The organism is Mesorhizobium sp. LjRoot246, from assembly GCF_964254115.1.
GTDB lineage: Bacteria > Pseudomonadota > Alphaproteobacteria > Rhizobiales > Rhizobiaceae > Mesorhizobium.
In genome coordinates this window covers 6,348,809-6,365,613 of sequence record NZ_CAXUSN020000001.1, presented here as the reverse complement: position 1 = coordinate 6,365,613, position 16,805 = coordinate 6,348,809, and the positions used below count along the sequence as shown (strand labels likewise).

18 protein-coding genes and 1 pseudogene are annotated in these 16,805 nt (G+C 60.5%); 11 read left to right on the top strand and 8 right to left on the bottom strand.

What is annotated here, in order from left to right; genetic code table 11:
* The coding region (locus tag ACSQ3L_RS30770) for a hypothetical protein (RefSeq protein ID WP_436163348.1) at positions 1–312 on the top strand (312 nt) is incomplete at its 5' end.
* Between the two features lie 615 nt (positions 313–927).
* On the opposite strand, the gene rpsT is transcribed toward ACSQ3L_RS30770, so the two are convergent.
* The 4 genes from rpsT to ACSQ3L_RS30750 all read right to left on the bottom strand — a co-directional run bounded on the left by rpsT (position 928) and on the right by ACSQ3L_RS30750 (position 4,303).
* Positions 928–1,194, bottom strand: a complete 267-nt coding sequence (gene rpsT, locus ACSQ3L_RS30765; RefSeq protein WP_027039558.1) for a 30S ribosomal protein S20 — start codon at positions 1,192–1,194, stop codon at positions 928–930.
* Between the two features lie 182 nt (positions 1,195–1,376).
* The gene (locus tag ACSQ3L_RS30760; RefSeq protein ID WP_436163347.1) at positions 1,377–2,150 is read right to left on the bottom strand and encodes an enoyl-CoA hydratase; all 774 of its coding nucleotides are present in this window, start codon (positions 2,148–2,150) and stop codon (positions 1,377–1,379) included.
* A 31-nt stretch (positions 2,151–2,181) separates the two neighbouring features.
* Positions 2,182–3,069 (bottom strand): bifunctional DNA-formamidopyrimidine glycosylase/DNA-(apurinic or apyrimidinic site) lyase, encoded by an 888-nt coding sequence (gene mutM / locus ACSQ3L_RS30755; RefSeq protein WP_436163346.1) that lies wholly within the window; start codon positions 3,067–3,069, stop codon positions 2,182–2,184.
* Positions 3,062–4,303: a phosphopentomutase gene (locus ACSQ3L_RS30750; RefSeq protein ID WP_436163345.1), complete on the bottom strand. Its 1,242-nt coding sequence runs from the start codon at positions 4,301–4,303 to the stop codon at positions 3,062–3,064. Before ACSQ3L_RS30750 ends, mutM begins: the two co-directional genes overlap by 8 nt.
* 215 nt (positions 4,304–4,518) lie before the next feature.
* Here ACSQ3L_RS30750 and ACSQ3L_RS30745 point away from each other — a divergent pair, with 215 nt between their 5' ends.
* The gene (locus ACSQ3L_RS30745; RefSeq protein WP_436163344.1) at positions 4,519–5,436 is read left to right on the top strand and encodes a phosphate/phosphite/phosphonate ABC transporter substrate-binding protein; all 918 of its coding nucleotides are present in this window, start codon (positions 4,519–4,521) and stop codon (positions 5,434–5,436) included.
* 87 nt (positions 5,437–5,523) lie between these two features.
* On the opposite strand, the gene ACSQ3L_RS30740 is transcribed toward ACSQ3L_RS30745, so the two are convergent.
* The 4 genes and pseudogenes from ACSQ3L_RS30740 to ACSQ3L_RS30725 form a co-directional block, all read right to left on the bottom strand.
* Entirely contained in the window at positions 5,524–6,111 is a 588-nt protein-coding gene (locus tag ACSQ3L_RS30740) for a TadE/TadG family type IV pilus assembly protein (RefSeq protein WP_436163568.1), read from the bottom strand.
* 45 nt (positions 6,112–6,156) lie between these two features.
* Positions 6,157–6,558: a TadE/TadG family type IV pilus assembly protein gene (locus ACSQ3L_RS30735; RefSeq protein ID WP_436163574.1), complete on the bottom strand. Its 402-nt coding sequence runs from the start codon at positions 6,556–6,558 to the stop codon at positions 6,157–6,159.
* Positions 6,559–6,588: 30 nt separating this feature from the next.
* Positions 6,589–6,738, bottom strand: a pseudogene (locus ACSQ3L_RS30730) (TadE/TadG family type IV pilus assembly protein); the annotation flags it as partial.
* A gap of 138 nt (positions 6,739–6,876) precedes the next feature.
* The gene (locus tag ACSQ3L_RS30725) at positions 6,877–7,299 is read right to left on the bottom strand and encodes a pilus assembly protein N-terminal domain-containing protein (RefSeq protein ID WP_292181300.1); all 423 of its coding nucleotides are present in this window, start codon (positions 7,297–7,299) and stop codon (positions 6,877–6,879) included.
* 333 nt (positions 7,300–7,632) lie between these two features.
* Here ACSQ3L_RS30725 and ACSQ3L_RS30720 point away from each other — a divergent pair, with 333 nt between their 5' ends.
* From ACSQ3L_RS30720 to ACSQ3L_RS30680, 9 genes are all read left to right on the top strand, one after another.
* The gene (locus tag ACSQ3L_RS30720; protein WP_292181302.1) at positions 7,633–7,809 is read left to right on the top strand and encodes a Flp family type IVb pilin; all 177 of its coding nucleotides are present in this window, start codon (positions 7,633–7,635) and stop codon (positions 7,807–7,809) included.
* Positions 7,810–7,984: 175 nt separating this feature from the next.
* Positions 7,985–8,503, top strand: a complete 519-nt coding sequence (locus ACSQ3L_RS30715; RefSeq protein ID WP_436163343.1) for an A24 family peptidase — start codon at positions 7,985–7,987, stop codon at positions 8,501–8,503.
* A 209-nt stretch (positions 8,504–8,712) separates the two neighbouring features.
* Positions 8,713–9,525: a Flp pilus assembly protein CpaB gene (gene cpaB, locus ACSQ3L_RS30710; RefSeq protein ID WP_436163342.1), complete on the top strand. Its 813-nt coding sequence runs from the start codon at positions 8,713–8,715 to the stop codon at positions 9,523–9,525.
* Positions 9,522–11,042 (top strand): type II and III secretion system protein family protein, encoded by a 1,521-nt coding sequence (locus ACSQ3L_RS30705; RefSeq protein ID WP_436163341.1) that lies wholly within the window; start codon positions 9,522–9,524, stop codon positions 11,040–11,042. The genes cpaB and ACSQ3L_RS30705 overlap by 4 nt, the downstream gene beginning before the upstream one ends.
* A 14-nt stretch (positions 11,043–11,056) precedes the next feature.
* The gene (locus ACSQ3L_RS30700; RefSeq protein ID WP_436163340.1) at positions 11,057–11,794 is read left to right on the top strand and encodes a CpaD family pilus assembly protein; all 738 of its coding nucleotides are present in this window, start codon (positions 11,057–11,059) and stop codon (positions 11,792–11,794) included.
* Between the two features lie 44 nt (positions 11,795–11,838).
* Entirely contained in the window at positions 11,839–13,122 is a 1,284-nt protein-coding gene (locus ACSQ3L_RS30695) for an AAA family ATPase (protein WP_436163339.1), read from the top strand.
* 29 nt (positions 13,123–13,151) lie between these two features.
* Positions 13,152–14,654, top strand: coding sequence for a CpaF family protein (locus tag ACSQ3L_RS30690; RefSeq protein WP_436163338.1), 1,503 nt, complete (start codon positions 13,152–13,154; stop codon positions 14,652–14,654).
* Positions 14,655–14,683: 29 nt separating this feature from the next.
* Complete coding sequence (locus ACSQ3L_RS30685) at positions 14,684–15,697, top strand: type II secretion system F family protein (RefSeq protein ID WP_436163337.1); 1,014 nt, start codon at positions 14,684–14,686, stop codon at positions 15,695–15,697.
* 9 nt (positions 15,698–15,706) lie between these two features.
* A complete protein-coding gene (locus ACSQ3L_RS30680; RefSeq protein ID WP_436163336.1) occupies positions 15,707–16,729 on the top strand; it encodes a type II secretion system F family protein in 1,023 nt (340 codons plus the stop codon).
* The last annotated feature ends 76 nt before the right edge of the window (positions 16,730–16,805 follow it).

Genomic DNA, 16,805 nt, shown 5'->3' with positions numbered 1-16,805 from the left:
GTCGTTTGCTCCGATCAAAGTTCCAGGAAATGGGAGGTCGCCCGTAAGCTCCCTTTCGATGCCGCTCTGCATGATCTTTTCCTTGTCTTTCCGTACCTGTTTTCCACCGGGGATGCGCCTCCTGCATCCGGTTCCGGCGACCTAAGTCTTTGCTACGACGTCCGCTGCCGCCGCCGGCAGATGAACGTCGCCCATTATCCGCGGGAACCGGTGCCGGCCCATGGAAGCCAGTCCGCGTTGTGGGTATGTCAGGGCAATACAACACCGTCCGGCGAAAAGAGCGCCGGCGCGCCGTCTACCTGCCATGTCTAGTTACGCCAGTCCCCTACGCATCGAAAAAAGACAAACCAAACCCGTCCGCGGACTTGATCCGCGTTGCAAATCCCGCCAATTTAAGCTGGCCGATTCAGGCTTGGGTTAAGGGCCAGAGCCCGTCCCTTTCGATAGATCGACACTACCGAAAACGCTGTGGATAGGGCAAGGCCACGTCTAACGGATTTTTAAGGAATCTGGTTAGTGAAGGCGGGTTCGAGTGGCGTGCCGCGACGGCACATTTTAACAAAGCCATTGTGATTCAAACCCTTTTCCGGCGAATATGAAAAACCGGGCGCCGAGAGAAAAATTCTGAAATAATTCGCTTGACAGCTACTTGTCCCCCATCGGGTTGGTCCGGTGTGGACAAGCTGTGGATCACCATCCGTAAGCGTTTGAAAAATATAGACTATTTCTGATAGCCACGAATCCTTAAGTCAGCCCTTTTCAAGCCTGGCGACCAACAGCGGGCATGCATATGCCGGCAAAGTATTCCCAATCGTGAAATCCGAACAAGACATCGTTTGCGGACATTCTTTTTAAGTGCTTGCCGGCAAACGAAAAAACCCGGCACGAACGGCCGGGTTCGAAGAACGTCAGTCTAGGGAAGTAATGTCAGGCCGACAGAACCTTAACCCGCTGAGCCAGTCGCGACACTTTGCGGGACGCGGTGTTCTTGTGGATCACGCCCTTGGTTGCGGCGCGCATCAATTCCGGCTCCGCGATCTTGAAGGCAGCCTGTGCGGCAGCCTTGTCACCGGAGGCAAGCGCCTCTTCGACCTGGCGGATATAGGTACGGACGCGCGAGCGACGGTTCTTGTTGACCGCTGCGCGACGGACGATCTTGCGTGTTGCCTTTTTGGCCGAGGATGTATTGGCCATGATGCCTCTCTTCTGATCTGGTCGGCGCATGCGGGATGCCGCAGGGCGCAAAAAACAAACGGGCAGCCACGGGGCCGCCTCGGTTGGTGCGGCTTATAGTTCAGCTTTTCCGGCGCGTCAACGCTGCCCGGCCTTCTTTTTGGGCTACCAACAGCCATCTTCTTCGCGGCCAAGGGATGGCGTCAGCGGTTGGTGAAATTCGGCTTTCGCTTTTCGATGAAGGCCGCCATGCCTTCTGTCTGATCGTCCAGTGCAAACAGCGAATGAAACAGCCGGCGCTCGAACCGCAATCCCTCGGTAAGCGTCGTCTCAAAGGCGCGGTTGACCGCCTCCTTTGCCATCATCACCGATGGCAGTGAGAAAGCGGCGATCTTGGCCGCCGCCTTCAGTGCCTCCTCGACGAGTTCGCCGGCTGGCACAACCCGCGACACCAGGCCAGAACGCTCGGCCTCGGCGGCATCCATCATCCGCCCGGTCAGGCACATGTCCATTGCCTTCGACTTGCCGACGAAGCGGGTCAGCCGTTGCGACCCGCCCATGCCTGGAATGACGCCGAGCGTGATCTCGGGCTGGCCGAACTTGGCCGTGTCGGCGGCGATGATGAAATCGCACATCATCGCCAGCTCGCAGCCGCCGCCCAGTGCATAGCCCGCCACCGCTGCGATAATAGGCTTGCGCGCTCGCGTAAGCTCTTCCCAGCCGGCAAAGAAATCTTGGCTGTAGGCGTCCGCATAAGAAATAGACTGCATTTCCTTGATGTCGGCGCCGGCGGCGAAAACCTTTTCGGAACCGGTGATGACCATGGCGCCGATGCCGGCATCGGCGCTGAACCCGTTCACGGCGGCGACCACTTCGGTCAGAACCTGGGAGTTCAGCGCGTTGAGCGCCTGCGGCCTGTTCAGTGTGATCAGCCCGACCTTGCCGTGGGTCTCGGTGATGATCGTCTCATAGGTCATGGCTGCTTCTCCTCGCTCGTGCTCGTCTAACTCACCGCTGACACGTCCGGCAATAGAAGGTCGATCGGCCGCTCTGCACGATCCGTTCGACATGGCCGCTGCAGCCGTGCTTCGGGCAGGCCTCGCCTTCGCGGTCGTAGACGGCGAAGGCGTGCTGGAAATAGCCCAGCGACCCATCGGTCTGCATATAGTCCCGCAGCGAGGACCCGCCAGCCGCGATCGCATCTGATATTACCGAACGAATGGCTTGCGCGAGGTGTTCGCTTTGGGCCTGGGCTTTCTTTCCGGGCTTGGCGATCGTGCCCGCCTCGCGCAGCGGCGACAGACTGGCACGCCACAGCGCCTCCGACACATAGATATTGCCGAGCCCGGCGATCAGCCTCTGGTCGAGAAGCGCTGCCTTGAGCGGTGATCGCCGCCCTTTCATCAATGAGGCAAGCAGCGTGCCGTCCAATGTGTTGCCCGTTGGCTCGACGCCGAGTCCGGCCAGCATCGGATGAACGTCCGGCCCATCCGCAAACAACATGAAGCCGAAGCGGCGCGGATCATTGAAGATCACGCGGGATCGGGTGCCTGCCGGAGATACGACATGGAAGACGACGTGGTCGTGACTGGAACTCTTCGAGCGGTCGTGCTGGAAGACGCCGGGCATGTCACTGCCATCCGCCGTCTCGATGCGGAATGAACCCGACATGCCGAGGTGGCAGATCAGCACGGGACCGCCTTCCAGGTTCATGGTCAGATACTTGGCCCGGCGGCCGAGCGCCGTGATCGTCTTGCCGGTCAGTCGCTGCGAGAATTTCTCGGGAAATGGAAAACGCAGATCCGGTCGGCGCGCCTCGACACGGGCAATGGTGGCGCCTTCCAGAACCGGCTGCAGTCCGCGGCGGACGGTTTCGACCTCCGGCAATTCAGGCATGACCGCCGATCGCCGTATAGAAAGAAGTGCCGTAGCGCCCGCGCGCCAGCCCGAGATGCTCGGCCACGGTTTCACCGATGTCGGCGAATGTCGTTCTCAAGCCTATGTCGCCGCCCTTGAAGCCCGGTCCGGTGCCGATCACCGGAATGCGCTCGCGCGTATGATCGGTGCCGCGCCAGGTCGGATCGTTGCCGTGATCGGCAGTCAGGATGAGAAGATCGCCCCGCCGCAGCCTTGCAAATGCCTCCGGCAGCCGCCGGTCGAAGGCCTCGAGCGCGGCAGCATAACCTGCAACATCGCGGCGATGGCCGAATTCGGTGTCGAAGTCGACGAAATTGGCGAAGACGAGATCACCGTTGCCGGCATCATCCATCGCGGCCACCGCCTCGTCGAACATCGCCATGTTGCCTGCCGCCTTGCGCACTTGCGAAATGCCGCGATGGGCGAAGATGTCGCCGATCTTGCCGACGGCGATGACCCGGCTGCCACGCGCCGTCAGCCGGTCGAGTAGGGTCGGCTCCGGCGGTGGCACGGCGTAGTCATGGCGGTTATACGTCCGCTCGAAAGTGGCGGTGGTTTCGCCGACGAAAGGCCGCGCGATAACCCGTCCGATCCTCAGCGGGTCAACCAGCCTACGCACCACCTGACAGAATTCATAAAGCCGCTCCAGGCCGAAATGGACCTCATGCGCGGCGATCTGCAGGACAGAGTCGACCGACGTGTAGCAGATCGGCTTGCCGGTGCGGATGTGCTCCTCGCCGAAGCGCTCGATGATCTCGGTGCCCGGCGCATGACAATTGCCGAGGATGCCCGGCACTTTGCCCTCGCGGATCATCGCCTCGGTCAGTTCAGGCGGAAAAGCGGGAACCGTGTCCGGGAAATAGCCCCAGTCGAAACACACCGGCAGGCCGGCAATTTCCCAATGGCCCGACGGGGTGTCCTTGCCACTCGAAACCTCCTGTGCGGCGCCGTGGAAGGCAGTGGCGAGCAGATCCGTCCCGCTGCTGGCAAAGCCCAGCCCCGTCGCGGTTTCGGCAGCCTTGCCAAGCCCGAGCGAGGCCATGTGGGGGACAAACAGCGGTCCACTGCGAAGCCCTTCGCGATCAGCGCGGTCTTCCGCGCAGGCTTCTGCGATGTGCGCGAACGTGTTGGCGCCGGCGTCGCCGTAGCGGTCGGCATCGGCCGCGCCGCCAATGCCGAAGGAGTCCAGAACGAAGAGGAAAGCACGCGCCATCGAGTTGTTGCCAGCTTGAACGACCAGACATAGAGTTCCGCGACTTCATTGGCATTTCGGAAACCAAACGGCAACGGCTTGGCGTGATAGTCCAGTGATGTCGCCCAAATGTGCGCAGCGGTTTTGGGCAACGACATGCACAAAACAAGGAATGCATGTCGCCACGATGCATTGGGCATTGGCATGGATCGAGGACAACAGACGGTGGTTCTGTCATGAGGGTTGCGCTGAAGACTTATACCGCCCTCATGCTGGTGCAGGTCGCGTTCTGGTCCAATCCGGCGCATGCCGACTGGCGCGATGATATCGGTACGTTTCGCATCGGCATCGTTGCCGAGCCAGGCGCCGGCAACTCCGTTCCGGGCTTGGCACTGTTGACCGACGCCTACACCAAGGCCTTGGGCATGAAGGTCGAGTTTGTCGTTGCCCGCAACTATGCCGCGCTGATCGAGGCGCAGGCCAGTGCCCGTATCCAATACGCGATCTATTCGGCCACCGCCTATGCGACGGCCTCACAGCGCTGCTTATGTATCGAGCCGCTTGTGGCTCCGGTCGATTCTGACGGCGCGGTCGGCATCCGCTCCGTTCTGCTGACGCGGGACGGCAAGCTGCCCGACCTGGCGGCGATGGACAGCCATCGCATCGCCATGGCGCCTTCGGACAGCGTCGGCGGTTCTCTCTTGCCATTGGCGGCGCTGGCGGCGGAAGGCCGCAAGATCGCGGAAGATGCACCGTTTCTGGTCCATGCCGACTCGGCCGAGACGGCCGAAACGATGCTGGTCGATGGCAAGGCCGATGGCCTGTTCGGCTGGGTGACGGCCGCGGCTGACGGCCCGCGGGAAGCGTCGGGCACGCAGGTAAGGCTGGAAGCGGCAGGGCTCTCAGTGACGGCGCTTCGGATCGTATGGACGTCGGGCCTGTTGAGATATGGTCCCCATGCGGTCCGAAGCGATCTCGACCCTGAAGCCAAGCGCAGGCTCACCGTGTTCCTCACCAACCTCAAGTCGACGACGCCTGATATCTACGACCTCCTGGAATCGAGACATTCCGGCGGCTTCGCTACCGTCGCACCAAAAGACTACGAGATGGCCGTTGCTATCGTGCGCTTTGTCTCGGGCGATCCGCAACGGTAACGCGTTCCGGGAACGGCTTTTTTATCCGCAGTGCAATGCCGACAGAGAGCTGGAGCGATCCTGAAAACCGCAAAGGGCTATTTCTGTTCAACAGTCGGTGCAAGGGATCGCCACGCTTCTGCGGGGACGCAGATAGTAGGTTTCGCCCATATTTATCGGGTTGAAAGCAGAGTTTATCGCAAGCTCGATGACCGGCTTGTAGACGAGAGTGCTTTCGACGCGGATGAGGAAGGTGTTGGCGACCTTGAGTGTTGCTGGAACCGTGGTCTCCCCGGTGGCGCCGACGCTGAAGCCGCCATTGATCGACGTGCGTGACCATACCACCGTTGCCTTCGCCCCGTCGGGCGAGACCTGTATCGCCGTGATGGTGATGGTCGGAACCGAGCGGTTGTAGGGCTGAAGGGTGACGCTGCCGATCTTCATGATGGCTTTGACATCCTCCTGGACGACGCTTGTCTGCTGGGTGACGAGATCGGCCACCATGCTGCCGATACGACTAACCTTCTTGCTGGTCTCGATGGCTTGTGACGCTTCCATCGTCACGAAATACATGATCAGCAGAATAGGCATGATCAAAGCGAATTCGACCGCGGCGATGCCGCGGCGATCGGACCAGAATCGACTTGCTTTCCGCCAAACTCCGGTAGCCATAAGATGTGCCCCCGCACGCATCATATCCATTGCCCTTTTTCTTCTACTGCTCGCGGATCCGCCTCGAACTCAGTTGTCGAACGGCTCGTTCTGCCAGGTCACCGATGCGAAATGCAGTGTCTTGTTGCCGCCCATCGACTGCGCCAGCAGGTCGGTCATGATGGGCCATTTGTAAAAGACCCGAAGCATGTTCCTCGACTCCGCCGCACCCCATGTCACTGCAAACGATTGGGTTTCGGTGCCTTTCGTCAGTACGACATCGCCGTTCTGGATCTTGAAGCCCGCCGTGGCCGCATCGGCGAACGATGTATATTGTTGAAGATCCACCAGCAGCTGATTGGGACAATCCTGGGAGACGATGATCCGCAGTTTTGCGCAGATCATGTCCCGCAAACTGTTTCCGGCGATGTCGGCCGCCCTCAAATGGCCTGTGCGCAACTGGCGAGCGACATCGTCGGTGATGTTGGCCATCACTTCCTGGCCGGCAAACGAGATGCAGCTTTCCAGAATGGCAAAGACAAGCAGTGCGAACGGGACGGAAAGGATTGCGAATTCGATTGCCGTGGCGCCGCGCCGGTCACGAAGGAAGCGGGCGAAAAACCTTGGTCGCCTCGCCCTGTGGTCGCCTGTGCAGCCGAATTCCTTGCTCATCTCTGATCCTGCCGATCTCTATGCGGTCTCGGAAGGAGCATTAGCGCAAACCGATTGAGGTCCGGTTTGAATGACCGTTAAAGTCGGCGTTGGCGTTTTAACCAGCCGATAACCGGAACGGCATTCGATTGCGCCACCCTACCGGCTGACACTCATCTCCGCTTCGGAGGACTTCTCCGCATCGCTCTTGTAGGAGCTTTCGCAATAGGGTGTGCAAGACATCGTCTGGATTTCGGCGCGCCGATAGATACGCACGGACGAGGCGGCCTGCCGCACGACGGTAACCTGCTCGTCGACGATAGGGCTGCCCTCCGTATCGAGCACGACCAGATTGGTGACGCCGAAGCCTTTGCCGGTCAGCACGATCGTCGAAGCGTCCTGCACGGAAGCGTCGGCGATTGCCGGGTTGCCGACCACGATGGTGTCGGCGGGGCGCGACAGTTTGACGATCTTGGCCTGGTTCATCGTGACCTCGATGCCGGCGCCGGCCATGGCGGGCGCCGCGAAGGTCGTGGCGGCAAGAAGCGCGGCAATCAGGATTGACGATCTCGGCTGGGCCATTGAGGCGCTCCACGCAGGCGGACTGATCAACGGAACATGAACGAGATTGGTGAACCAACGGTTAAGCGTGCGATGTTGCCAATCGTGCAACGACCGACAAGGGCGCCCGCGAGGCGCGGTCCGGTCAGGTGGCAAGCCCACCAATCCCAGGACTGGAAGGCGCGGCGGTACTTTAGCCCGGAGTTAACCACGCAATGTGTGCGAACCGGGAAAGGAATCGGTAAGCCTGTTTATTAAGCCGATCGAAAGAGCTTCTCCCTAGATTGGCAGCATCCGATCAACCATCACAGAAGTTGACGGAAGTGCTGTAACACGTGGAGTAGGAGCTCTCGAATGTCTAATCTCATCGCACGTTTCGTGAAGGACGAATCCGGCGCGACCGCTATCGAATATGGTCTGATCGCCGCTCTCATCGCGCTCGCCATCATCACCGGCGCCGGCGCGCTCGGCAATGCACTCAACTCAAAGTTCCAAGCTATTGCAACCAAGTTGAGCACGACTGGCAGCTGATTCGTTATCGCCAAAACAATCAACTTACTTCTTGCAGCAAGGGCCGCCTCACTGGCGGCCCTTGCTTTGTTGTCAGACCATAGGGTGCCAGATTTTTTAGCTGCTGGCCTCATCAATCGTTAATCGAACATGTCTACACTGGCCGCACTGGAATTGAACAATAGGCGCGGCGCCGATGCTTGAAGCCCTGATCTTCGTCGTCTTTCCGTTTTGCATGCTGTTTGCCGCGATCTCCGACATGCTGTCGATGACGATCGCCAATCGCGTGCCGGTGGTCCTTGTCGTCGTTTTTGCGCTGGTTGCGCCGCTGACGGGCATGGAATGGGCGGCCTATGGTGGGCATTTCGCCGCCGGCGCCCTGGTCCTGGCCGTGACGTTCGGCCTGTTCGCAATGGGCGGCATGGGTGGTGGCGACGCCAAGCTTTTGGCTGCCACCGCGATGTGGATGGGTCTCAATGTGAATCTCGTCGCATATCTCGTCGCCTCGACAATCATCGGCGGCCTGCTGACGTTTGCGATCATCCTCTATCGGAAGTCGCTGCTTGCGGCCGTTACCAGCCGAAATCCGTTTCTTCGCCATTTCGCCGACGAGGAGAACGGCGTTCCCTACGGCATCGCGCTCGGACTTGGCGGGTTGCTGACCTATCCGGATTCGCCTTTGATGGTATGGGCGCTGGCCAGGCTGGCGGCCTGAACACGATTTCTTTTATCTGTCAGCATCGCCGCAACCGGCTTTCAATAGGGCCTGCCCCGGTCATTTTGGCCGGTCTGGCCATATTCCGTCTAATTTTTGTAAACCTTAAATTAATCACGATCGTAAGCATTACATTAACCTTGTTTTGACGATTGCCGCTGCAAAGTCCGGCCTGGCTACGTGGTTTGCCAGGGCAAGGGTTCGGACAGATGCCAGCATCGCGATTGATAATTCTGGGCGTGGCGGTGGCCGCGGCAGGTGGCGCCGGCTATGTCGCGAAAAACATGGTGGCACCGCCACCCCAGATCGTCGTCGATTCCGGACCTCAAGCGCCGGCCGTATCTCTGCAGGACGTGCTTGTGCTTTCGGGCGATGTTCCGATGGGCAGCCCACTCGAAAGCAACATCGCCTGGCAATCCTGGCCCGCTGACGGCATCAACGCGAATTTCATCACCCGCACCGCCGAGCCCGAGGCTCTGGACAAGCTTAAGGGTTCCGTTGCCCGTGTGGCGATGTACGCAGGAGAGCCTCTGCGGCGTTCAAAGCTGATCGGCGAAGGGCAGAGTTTCATGTCGTCGATCCTGCCTTCCGGCATGCGGGCGGTCGCCACGGCAATTTCGGCCGACACGTCGGCTGGCGGCTTCATTCTTCCAAACGATTTCGTCGATGTCATCATGACTCGCAGGGCAGATGCCAGCGCCGCTGGCGCCGGTTTCAACACCGAGACCATCCTCAAGAACATCCGCGTTCTGGCTATCGACCAGACCATTCAGGAGGATGAGGAAGGCAAGAAGACCAGGGTGGGCCAGACCGCCACGCTGGAACTGACGCCCAAGCAGGCAGAGATCATCACTGTCGCCCAACAGATGGCGGATCGCCTGACCCTGGCGCTACGGGCAGTCGCGGACACACAGGAAAAGAATCTGGGTGAGGCCGACTATCTCGTTTCCGGCAACGGACGCAGAGGAACGGTGAGGCTGATCAAGTCGGGCGAAGTTTCCGAAGTAGGGGCAAGGAAATGAGGCTAAGTGGCAAACTGCCGGCAATCGTAGCCGCGGCATTCGGCCTGCTGCTCGTCGGAGCGAATGTGCAAGGCAGCGTTGTCGAGGCAAAGAACGCGCAGGTCACCGCATCGACGGCCACCCAGCGCGTCAAGCTCGGCCTTAACAAGTCGGTGGTCATCGACCTGCCGAGCGATGCCTACGACATTCTCGTCGCCAACCCGGCGGTGGCCGATGCTGTGACCCGCACCGCAAGGCGCATCTACCTGTTCGGCAAGGCGGTCGGCGAGACGAACATCTTTGTCTTCGGCCCGAATGGCGAGCAAATCGTCAGTCTGGATCTGGCCGTCGAACGCGACGTTGCCGGGCTTGAGGATTATATCAGGCGCTTCCTCCCGACGTCAGCCATCAAGGTCGAACTGCTGAATGACAATGTCGTCCTGACCGGAACGGTCGACACGCCATTGGACGCAAAACGCGCGGTCGATCTCGCGACGATCTTCGTCTCGGGCGGTGAAGCGACGACGGGACAATATTCGCAGACCGCGGCCGGCGGTTCGGCCCAGAGTGGCGTCGACATCAACAATCCGGACCAGGAACGCCGCACCAGCAAGATCGTCAACCTGCTGCAGATCATCGGCGACGACCAGGTTACCCTGAAGGTGACCGTCGCCGAAGTCAGCCGCTCGGTGATGAAGCAGCTCGGCGTCAATATGGTCGGCAGCGGCGGCAGCAATGGCATCAGCTACGGCGCGCTCAGCGACCCTTTCACCGGTCTCGGCAAGCCGTTGTCGAACGCGGGCCTCACTATCGGCACCTCCGCCTTACAGGCCTATGTCAACGCCATGGAGCAGTCCGGGGTTATGAAAACCCTGGCCGAGCCGACCTTGACCGCCGTATCCGGGGAGAAGGCGACCTTCAAGGTTGGCGGTGAATACAACATGGTGACGGGTGTCTCAGCAAACGTATCGCAAGACAACCAGACCGGCCTGAAGACCTATAGCGTCGAAAAGATCGAGTACGGCATCGGCCTGGAATTCCAGCCGGTGGTTTTATCTCCAGGCCGCATAAGCCTGAAAGTCAGAACCTCGGTTTCCGAACCGACAACCGAAGGGTCCGTGTCATCATCCACGGACAATCAGAGTATCGGCATGAATGCCCTGTCACTTCGCAAGCGTCTTGCCGATACGACGGTGGAACTGCCCTCGGGCGGCTCCATGATGATCGCCGGCCTGGTGCGCGACGACGTCAGGCAAGCCGTCAACGGGTTGCCCGGACTGACAAAGATCCCGGTGCTCGGCGCGCTCTTCCGCAGCAGGGACTTCGTGCGCAACGAGACCGAGCTCGTCATCATCATCACGCCCTATCTGGTGAAGCCGGTGGCGCGCAACGACCTTGCCAAGCCGGACGACAATTTCAACGCCGCCAGCGATGGCGCCGCCATGTTTCTTGGCCGCGTCAATCGCGTCTACGGCACCATGCAGACCGACAAGCCCAACGGCCGCTACCACGGCGTTGTCGGCTTCATCTACAAGTGAGCGGGGAAGCGGACATGTCTCAGTCAGCATTGAAGGCAAGGACCATCGCCACGACGATGCGTTTTGGCCGTTCGCAGGTCTGCCGACGGGCCGTTCCGATTCTGGCGGTTGCCGTGGCCGCGCTGCTTGCCGGCTGTGCCCAGCGCGACAGCGTCACGGTAGGCGCCATTCCGGACGACTATCGCACCAACCATCCGATCGTGATCGCGGAGAAGAACCAGAAGATCGACCTGCCGGTTGGCGCTGGTGATCGCGGCATGACCGGTTCCCAGCGCGATACGCTTCTTGGCTTCCTGGACGGCTATGACAGGAGTGCCGCCCCGACGCTGACGATCCAGGTCCCGAGCGGGTCCGCAAACGAGGTCGCCGCAACTGCTGCGTCCCGCGATTTCGCACGACTCGCGGTCGCCAGCGGCGTCAAGCGGAACCGGATCGTCGTCACCTCCTATCAGTCCGTTTCCGCCGAAGCCTCGGCCCCGATTCGCGTCGCCTATATCTCGGTGAAAGCCCAGACCGATAAATGCGGGCGTTGGCCCGAAGATCTCGTGGAGACCTCGGAAAACAAGCACTACGCCGATTTCGGCTGCTCCTATCAGAACAATCTTGCCGCCCAGATGGCCAATCCGGCCGATCTGATCGGCCCGCGCAAGCCTTCTACAATCGATGCTGAAAATCGCGGCGCGGTGATCGATGTCTACCGCGCAAGAGGCATCTCGGACGAGTTCCTCGGCAATTCGGAAGTGACGTACTGAGCCGCCAGTCTCGGACAGAACAGGCTACGGGAAAGAGTATGACGATGAGCAACCTTGCCTACGACGCCCCGGTGGATGGCAGCGATACCTCGCAGCAGGACATCGCCGCGATGCAGGCATTGCGGCCGATCCCGCGCATCTCGATTCAGGCATTCTGCGAGACCGAGGGCGTTGCCAATCCGGTCGAGCGCGCCGGCGAGGACCGCCGCATGGCGAAGGCACATCTTAAGGTCCATATGGGTGGCGTCCCCACCGCCATCGAATTCTACCAATCGGCGCCAACGCCCAACCTGATTCTGCTGGAATCGCGCAGCGAGCCGAAACAATTGCTGGAGCAACTCACCCAGCTCTCGGAATATTGTGATCCGACCTCGAAGGTCGTGGTGATCGGCCACTACAACGATGTCGGTCTCTACCGCGAGCTCATCCGCAACGGCATCTCCGAATATGTGATCGCACCGGTGTCGATGGCTGACATCGTCAGCGTGGTGTCGTCGATTTTCATCGATCCGGAAGCCGAGCCGCTTGGCCGCTCGATCGCTTTCGTCGGCGCCAAGGGTGGTGTCGGCTCCTCGACGATTGCCCACAATGCGGCTTGGGCGATGTCCTCCCTGTTCAAATCCGAGGTGGTCGTCGCCGATCTCGATCTCGCTTTCGGCACGGCCAACATCAATTTCGACCAGGACCCGGCGCAGGGCATCGCCGAGGCGGTATTTTCGCCGGAGCGCATCGATGAAGTCTATCTTGACCGGCTGCTGACCCAGTGCGCCGAGCATTTGTCGTTGCTGGCAGCGCCTTCGACGCTAGAACGGGTTTATGACTTCGATCCCGAGGCCTTCGCCCAGCTCATCGACACCGCCCAGCGCAGCGTGCCGCTTCTGGTCCTCGATGTTCCCCATGCCTGGACGGGCTGGACCAAGAACACCCTGGTCAAGGCCGACGAGGTCGTCATAACGGCGACACCGGAACTGGCCAATCTGCGCAACACCAAGAACCTCGTCGACATGCTCAAGCGGCTTCGTCCCAACGACCCGCCGCCGAAGCTGATCATCAACCAGGCCGGCGTCCCAAAGCGCCCGGAGATTTCGCCGTCCGATTTCGCCGAGCCGCTCGGCCTGTCGCCAATGTCGGTCATTGGTTTTGATCCGTTGCTGTTCGGCAATGCCGCCAACAACGGACGCATGCTTGGCGAAATGGATGCCAAGAACCCGGTTGTCGCAATGATCAACGAAATCGCGCATGTGCTGACCGGGCGTAGCGAAATCAAGGCCAAGAAGAAGGCCGGGCTTGGCAACTTGCTCGGCAAACTCTCGCGCAACAAGAAGTGACGCTTCAGCAGTGGAATCGGTAGTCGATCATGTTTGGTAAAAGAGGCAGCGACGACGGCAACCGGTTCACGCCGGAATTTCGCCCGCCAGCACCGGCGCCTGCTGCGCCGCCGGCTGCAAGTTCTGTGGACACTGCGGTTCTGACCCGGCCTGCGGCCGCGCTAAGTGCTCCTGTCGCGCCGCCGGCGCGCCGTGCGGTCGAGGCTCCGCCATTGGCGCCCGAGCCGAAGCGGGCACAGCGCGAAAAGAGCGAAACTTATTACGATACCAAGAGCCAGGTTTTCTCCGCGCTCATCGACACGATCGATCTGTCGCAGCTCGCCAAGCTTGATCCGGAAAGCGCACGCGAGGAAATCCGCGACATCGTCAACGACATCATCGCGATCAAGAATTTCGCGATGACGATCGCCGAGCAGGAAGAGCTGCTCGAAGATATCTGCAACGATGTGCTCGGCTATGGACCGCTCGAGCCGCTGCTCGCACGCGACGACATCGCCGACATCATGGTCAACGGCTCCAAGAACGTCTATATCGAAGTCAACGGCAAGGTCGAACAGACCGGTATCCGCTTTCGTGACAACCAGCAGCTCCTCAACATCTGCCAGCGCATCGTCAGCCAGGTTGGCCGCCGTGTCGACGAATCCAGCCCTATCTGCGACGCGCGCCTTCCCGACGGCTCCCGTGTCAACGTCATCGCGCCGCCGCTCTCCATCGACGGTGCCGCGCTCACCATCCGCAAATTCAAGAAGGACAAGCTGACGCTCGATCAGCTGGTCAAGTTCGGCGCCATCTCCCCGCAGGGCGCCGAAGTTCTCAAGATCATCAGCCGCGTTCGCTGCAACATCGTCATTTCGGGCGGTACCGGCTCGGGCAAGACGACGCTGCTCAACTGCCTGACCAACTATATCGACCGCGAGGAGCGCGTCATCACCTGCGAGGACTCGGCCGAGCTGCAACTGCAGCAGCCGCATGTCGTGCGCCTCGAAACCCGCCCGCCCAATCTGGAGGGCGAGGGTGAGGTGACGATGCGCGACCTGGTCAAGAACTGCCTGCGCATGCGTCCCGAACGCATCATCGTCGGCGAAGTGCGCGGACCCGAAGTGTTCGACCTTCTGCAGGCGATGAACACAGGCCATGACGGCTCGATGGGAACGATCCACTCGAACAGCCCGCGCGAATGCCTGAACCGTATCGAATCCATGATTGCCATGGGCGGCTATTCGCTGCCGCAGAAGACCGTGCGCGAAATTGTCGTCGGCTCCATCGATGTGATCATCCAGGCAGCGCGCCTGCGCGATGGATCGCGTCGCATCACCCACATCACCGAGGTGATCGGGATGGAAGGCGACGTCATCATCACGCAGGACATCGTCCTCTATAACATCAAGGGCGAGGACGCCAATGGCAGGCTGCTGGGAGAGCATGTGTCAACCGGTATCGGTCGACCGCATTTCTGGGACCGGGCCCGCTATTATGGCGAGGAGCAGCGTCTCGCCATTGCGCTCGAGGCGATGGAGAAACGTGCTGACTGACGCATCTTGGGGCGTAAGGGTTCGGACCAATGTTTGGAATTGACGGCACAGTACTGGCGTTTGTCGTGCTCGCCGGCTTCAGCGCCGGCGCCGTCGCCTATGCATTTCTGTTCACCCGGATCAGCAATGAGAAACAGGTCGGCAAGCGGCTGGAAACGATCAGGACCGCTGAGACGGATCGCTCCGTCGTCAAGGCCTCGCGCGACCGCGTGGCGGAAGCAGCCAAACGGCGCAAATCGGTTCAAGATTCGCTCAACGAACTCGACGCAAAGCAGAAAACCAAGGACAGCGCCGTCAAGAAACCGCCGCTGAAAGCCCAACTCCGCCAAGCCGGCCTGAAGACCACCGTCGAGCGCTTCTATATATATTCCGCCGTATGTGGCCTCGTTTTGACGATGGCCGCCTTTGTGGCCGGGGCGCCGATGTTCGCCTTGCCGGGCGTGCTGCTGGCCGGGGCGCTGGGCCTGCCGCGCTGGTTCGTCTCGTTTCGTCGCGCCCGCCGGGTCAAGGCATTCCTCAACGAATTTCCAAACGCGCTCGACATCATCGTGCGCGCTGTCAAATCCGGCCTGCCGCTGAACGACGCCGTGCGGCTGATCGCCAACGAATCGCCCGAACCCGTGAAGGCCGAGTTTCGCCGCATCGTCGATTCACAGCAGATGGGCCTCTCGATCCCCGATGCGACCTTGCGCATGCCCGAAACCATGCCTTGTACGGAAGCAAGCTTCTTCGGCATCGTCATCCAGATTCAGTCGCAGGCCGGCGGCAATCTTTCCGAGGCGCTGGGCAATCTTTCGCGCGTGCTTCGCGATCGCAAGAAGATGAAAGCCAAGGTCCAGGCTCTGTCGATGGAAGCGAAGGCGTCCGCTGCGATCATCGGTGCGCTGCCCTTCATCGTCGCCTTTCTCGTCTACCTGTCGAGCCCGGCCTACCTGATGCCGCTTTTCAACACCAGCGTCGGAAATCTGATCCTTGGTTGCTCGGCGATCTGGATGTCGATCGGCATCATGGTGATGCGCAAGATGATGAACTTCGAAGTCTAGGATGCTGGCATGACCGATCAAGTCATCAAATCCCTGACGGATCCGAGCTTCCTGATCGCGCTGCTGGTCGCAATAGCGGTGTTTGCGACCGTCTTCACCTTGCTGCCGGCGTTTGGCGGAAACCAGCTCAAGGCACGTATGAAAACCGTTGCGCTGGAACGCGACGAATTGCGTGCCAAACAGCGCGCCCGGCTTGCCGTCGAGGCGGATCGCCGTCGCAAGGGCCTGCGCGAAGAGCAGTCGATTGGCATGCGCAACATTGTCGACCGGCTGGATCTAAGGCGCGCACTCGCCGATGAGGGCACGTTGCAGAAACTCAAAGTGGCCGGGTTTCGCGGCCAGAATCCGCTGACGCGGTTTCTTTTCTTCCGCCTCGTGCTTCCTTTTGCCGGCTTCGCCCTGGCCGCAATCTACATCTTCGTGCTCGGAGGATTGCCCGACAAGCCATTGATCATCAGGCTGTTCGTTTGCATCCTCGTTGCTTATGGCGGCTTCTACGCGCCGGTCGTCTATGTCAACAACCGCGCCACCAAGCGCAAGCAGTCGATCCAGATGGCATGGCCGGATGCGCTCGATCTCATGTTGATCTGCGTCGAATCGGGCATGTCGGTGGAAGCGGCACTCCGCAAGGTCGCTGACGAGATCGGCGCGCAATCGGTGGCGCTGGCGGAAGAATTCATCCTGACCAATGCCGAGCTTTCCTATCTGCAGGAGCGCAAGCAGGCCTACGAGAACCTGGCAAGCCGCACCGGCCTGGATTCGGTCAAGTCGGTGTCGCAGGCACTCGTGCAGGCAGAGCGTTACGGCACGCCGGTGGCGCATGCCCTGCGCGTGCTTGCCGCCGAAAGCCGCGACATGCGTATGAATGCGGCCGAGAAAAAGGCCGCCGCCTTGCCGCCAAAGCTCACCGTGCCGATGATCCTGTTTTTCCTACCGGTGCTCTTCGCCATCATTCTAGGTCCCGCCGGCATTCAGGTCAGCCAGCGCGGTATCTTCGGCGATCATCCGGCGCCGGCGACAAACGCCCAGTAGCGGCGAGGCAAATTCCGGCATTCCACCCCAACGAAGAAGCCGCGCTGCATGCAGCGCGGCTTCTTCGTTTGGGGTG

Coding starts and splice junctions, on each gene's coding strand:
- rpsT (WP_027039558.1), bottom strand. CDS start 1,194: ATGGCCAATACATCCTCGGCCAAAAAGGCAACACGCAAGATCGTCCGT.
- ACSQ3L_RS30760 (WP_436163347.1), bottom strand. CDS start 2,150: ATGACCTATGAGACGATCATCACCGAGACCCACGGCAAGGTCGGGCTG.
- mutM (WP_436163346.1), bottom strand. CDS start 3,069: ATGCCTGAATTGCCGGAGGTCGAAACCGTCCGCCGCGGACTGCAGCCG.
- ACSQ3L_RS30750 (WP_436163345.1), bottom strand. CDS start 4,303: ATGGCGCGTGCTTTCCTCTTCGTTCTGGACTCCTTCGGCATTGGCGGC.
- ACSQ3L_RS30745 (WP_436163344.1), top strand. CDS start 4,519: ATGAGGGTTGCGCTGAAGACTTATACCGCCCTCATGCTGGTGCAGGTC.
- ACSQ3L_RS30740 (WP_436163568.1), bottom strand. CDS start 6,111: ATGATGCGTGCGGGGGCACATCTTATGGCTACCGGAGTTTGGCGGAAA.
- ACSQ3L_RS30735 (WP_436163574.1), bottom strand. CDS start 6,558: ATGGCCAACATCACCGACGATGTCGCTCGCCAGTTGCGCACAGGCCAT.
- ACSQ3L_RS30725 (WP_292181300.1), bottom strand. CDS start 7,299: ATGGCCCAGCCGAGATCGTCAATCCTGATTGCCGCGCTTCTTGCCGCC.
- ACSQ3L_RS30720 (WP_292181302.1), top strand. CDS start 7,633: ATGTCTAATCTCATCGCACGTTTCGTGAAGGACGAATCCGGCGCGACC.
- ACSQ3L_RS30715 (WP_436163343.1), top strand. CDS start 7,985: ATGCTTGAAGCCCTGATCTTCGTCGTCTTTCCGTTTTGCATGCTGTTT.
- cpaB (WP_436163342.1), top strand. CDS start 8,713: ATGCCAGCATCGCGATTGATAATTCTGGGCGTGGCGGTGGCCGCGGCA.
- ACSQ3L_RS30705 (WP_436163341.1), top strand. CDS start 9,522: ATGAGGCTAAGTGGCAAACTGCCGGCAATCGTAGCCGCGGCATTCGGC.
- ACSQ3L_RS30700 (WP_436163340.1), top strand. CDS start 11,057: ATGTCTCAGTCAGCATTGAAGGCAAGGACCATCGCCACGACGATGCGT.
- ACSQ3L_RS30695 (WP_436163339.1), top strand. CDS start 11,839: ATGAGCAACCTTGCCTACGACGCCCCGGTGGATGGCAGCGATACCTCG.
- ACSQ3L_RS30690 (WP_436163338.1), top strand. CDS start 13,152: ATGTTTGGTAAAAGAGGCAGCGACGACGGCAACCGGTTCACGCCGGAA.
- ACSQ3L_RS30685 (WP_436163337.1), top strand. CDS start 14,684: ATGTTTGGAATTGACGGCACAGTACTGGCGTTTGTCGTGCTCGCCGGC.
- ACSQ3L_RS30680 (WP_436163336.1), top strand. CDS start 15,707: ATGACCGATCAAGTCATCAAATCCCTGACGGATCCGAGCTTCCTGATC.